This window comes from Pseudomonas sp. MF08817 (assembly GCF_059862705.1).
The window spans coordinates 1-3,614 of the sequence record NZ_JCBCUY010000080.1; the positions used below are offsets into that span (position 1 = coordinate 1).

Here is a 3,614-nt window from a genome sequence, read left to right on the forward strand (position 1 = left end):
TGCAAGCAGATCGGCTCGGTTCGGTCAGACGTCCATTGATGATGATGTTTTGGAAGCGGGATTGCGTTCGCTTAGCAAGTGCAGAAAAGTTAACTGACTGTTGCACTTGCTCCTTGAGACCGCCATGTAGCACCGTAGGTTGTTAGATAGTTGGCAGACGACGGAGTTATCCGCGGCCCAGCATCTGTACCTTTAAGACATAAACTAATGTCAAGGTGCGGATATATGGGCGGCAAAAATATATTTATACGTTTTTTGTTTGAAATTCTCACCGGTTATCAATTGCTGTCCGTGCTAGTTGATTATAAGTCAACTAGCTGTCTTAAGTTAAGATCAAACTACTCGATTGGGGATGGCTTATTAAAGTCGCTTTGGTCGCAGGCTGATAAAATTCATTCGAAGACAACTTCTGCAACTGATGCTGAAGGAGATGTCTCATGCCTGGACTAACTAGAAGAACTAAATCAGTTAGGACTGTAGGGTTAGAGTACAAGGTTCTTAAGTTTTCACATCAACACGTAGCTAGGTACCAGTTGGTGGCAGTAGAAACGTTTGTACCTTGTCTTAGCGCTAGTCTGTACGAAGTAGCGTATTCAATGGGTAATCGTCGCTATAAGGCGAGTATTCGTACAGTGCTCTACCACGTTGCCTTTTTATTCACATGGGGAAACATAACTGGGCTCGATATCGAGCGCATGCTGCTTGAGGGGAAAGGACTAGATTTTAGATGTGTAAGAAAATTTGCCAATTGGCTTGAGAAGATTATATCGCCGCCGGTTGATGGGACCCAGATAAACAAATATGTTTGTAAGATCTTACAAAGCTGCAGCACTTTCTCAATTTGGTTTGTTGAGAACTATACACCTTTGTTTGCTACCGGTATTGACGTCAATGTTAGCTATATTCGTTTAATTGAAAGCCATAAGAAAGTTTGGTCTAGTGTAATGGTGAGCGGCAGAAAAGAGCTAATCGCGCATGACCTGACGGACGATGAATTGAAAAAAATAGAGGGGTTTTTAGTAGGGCAGCTTTCAAGTGCGAACGTGACTCGCGGCTTGAATCTAAGAAACTACATCATGTGGCGCTTAGTTAGAAGGTTTGGATTAAGGCTAGGCGAGTTGTTAGCATTACGCCTAGTGGATATTGATCTGACTGGTTTATATCCTTTTTTGGAAATTATCCGCATAGAGGATAGAGGGGCAGATTATTCTGATCCGCGAGCTCCCAATAATCCACTTGTTAAAACTTTTGGTAGGCGGCTTTATTTTAGTCCTGGTGATGAGGGGATGATTAGAGCCATTGAGGAGTATGTAGATACATATAGAGTTAAAAGAAAAATAAAAGGAGGGTTTACAGCTTATCTAGACCACGAATTCCTGTTGATCTCTCACGGTAACGCCTCGCTGGGTAATCCACTATCCTGTTCAGCGGCAAATAAAGTCGCTTGCATGATTAGCAATGAGTGTGTCAAAGCTTTTCATTGGCATCTCGTACGCCACGCTGTGTTCAATAGGCTTTACGAAGCTGCAAGTTTGCTAGAGAACAATTCTACGGAAATAGATCACGTAGTTTACATGGGAGGATGGAGTAGTCCTGACTCATTAAAAGGTTATGCTCGGCGCGCGATTCGGGATAAGGCAAGAAGGGAGTTGATGAGGTTAAATTTTGAGGGGTAAGCAATGGGTATTGAAGTCAATGATTCTGGTGAATTTGAAGATGAAGTCGGGCGGCTATATGTAAGATGTAATGCTGATCCGAGTAGTCCATTTTTCATTGATGTGACGACAGATTATGTTGAAGCGGTGTGGAGAAGGGCTAGATATTCTATTGATCTAAGCAGATACCAGCTCCCAGTAGTAATTATTGAGGTGGTCAAAAAGTACCTAGTGCACAAGCTTGAGTCGGTTTGCCCTAGAATCCTGAGCTCAGTGCACGCGGGGATCTCTTGCTTGGAAAGGCACTGGCAACCTTCATGGAAGGACTTTTCAGATATGTCTCTCGGGAAATTGTTGAGCGTTATGACATCATCCCATGCGGAGGCGACCGAGTTTCGAAGGTTCTACATTTACGCTGCTTTTCAGGGGTTGGCAGGTGCGGACGAGATTCATGCATTGGAGTTAGAGGCTATAAGGCTTAAAAAGCCTCACCCAACTTTAAGGATACTGGAATGGCACGAGACGCGCGGGGCGCTAACAAGCTCCGAAATTGAAGTGGTTCGAAAAGCAATGATCATTTCTGCAGAGGGGGAATCCACGGCGGATTTCACCTCAAGGCTGTTTACTTGGATCTCGTTCGAAACATTAAAGAGACCTATCCAGTTGCATGAAATGTTCCGTGATGCATTGTGGGTACCCGATTCGATGGCAGAAGGGGGCCAATATTTCCTTAGAATGCCTAAGGCAAAATATCAAACAGGACAGGCGTCAGAGCTTTGGCCCATAACTACTCAACTTGCTAATGCCATTCTCGAGTACTCCTCATCTCCTAAGGTTAAGGCGTTACAGGAAAGGACTGGGAGGTTGTTAGTGAGTTCAAGGGAGGGAGAATCATCAAATTTTGGACGGGCGATAACTGGCTGGTGTAGCAGATTAAAGCTGATCAGTCCGCGTACGAATAGGCCTCTAATCTTGACACCCTATAGAATCCGACATAGCGGAGCTACACAGATGGCCGCCCAAGGCGCGTCTAGGGACGAGATACAATATGTACTTGAGCATGACTCCGTGCATGCAGCTGATGCTTACATTGACTGTTTGGCTTCTGAGTTTTGCCCGTTGTTGGAGCGAGCAAACAGAAAATTAGGTGGGATATTCTCAGAGTTAAATGGTTTATTTTTCGCCGGTCAGCTTGGGCATAAGAGTTCGGGGATGCCTATATTGATACCGGTCGTAAATCAGCCAGCTATAGTAGGGGAATGTGGCAAGTCCGGATCTTGTGGGCATCATCCATTTTTTAATTGTTACAATGGTTGTAGGTATTTCATTGCCTGGCGCAACGCAGACCATAAAAAATCTTTAGATTACCTAGAGTCTGAATTAGAAAGATGGGGTAGAGCTGAGGGTGGAAAGGAAAGGAGTAAGATACTGAAAGAGCTGGAGCGCGTATACCAAGCGGTTAACGATGTTATGGCTAGGATCAATAGTGGGGAATGACGAAGATGGATATTCACTCAAAGTTGCGTGGTCATGGCCTCCCAGAGCCTTTGATAAATTTGGCAGCATCACTTGTTGAGGGGTTAAAGCCTTCAGTCGATTTTTTTTGTGATGAATGGAATATTCTCGACTGGGTTGAACGCCCTGGAAATCTGTCGCAATACAATTTGAGATTTTGCCGTATTAGAAATGACGAGCTTAGATTAGTTGCTAAAGTGTATATAGCAGCAAAGCGAGTCCAAGCGGGTGTAACCGCTGATGGTGCATTCGCCTCCATCGAGGCATTAGTTAGGCTTGATTTGGAAATGGGTAGTAAAGAAATCTCACGATTGAATCCCTGAATTCATAGAATAAGTGCAACGTTTGAAACGATAGGCAGAGAGTCAGCCACCGGTAGAATCCAGGCTCTCACACCGAAGGATTCAAGCGCAGATGACTACGCATTACCGGCAGCTGACTCAG

Annotated in this window: 3 protein-coding genes; all 3 read left to right on the forward strand. The window is 44.5% G+C overall.

Annotated elements, in window-relative coordinates:
- The first annotated feature begins 437 nt into the window (after positions 1–437).
- The 3 genes from AC19YR_RS24575 to AC19YR_RS24585 are packed head-to-tail and all read left to right on the forward strand — an operon-like array spanning position 438 to position 3,493.
- Positions 438–1,676 carry a site-specific integrase gene (locus tag AC19YR_RS24575; RefSeq protein ID WP_069553525.1) on the forward strand — a complete coding sequence of 413 codons (1,239 nt, stop codon included), beginning with the start codon at positions 438–440 and terminating at the stop codon, positions 1,674–1,676.
- A 3-nt stretch (positions 1,677–1,679) separates the two neighbouring features.
- Entirely contained in the window at positions 1,680–3,152 is a 1,473-nt protein-coding gene (locus AC19YR_RS24580; RefSeq protein ID WP_080761392.1) for a site-specific integrase, read from the forward strand.
- Entirely contained in the window at positions 3,149–3,493 is a 345-nt protein-coding gene (locus AC19YR_RS24585) for a hypothetical protein (protein WP_500600427.1), read from the forward strand. Before AC19YR_RS24580 ends, AC19YR_RS24585 begins: the two co-directional genes overlap by 4 nt.
- Positions 3,494–3,614 lie beyond the last annotated feature (121 nt).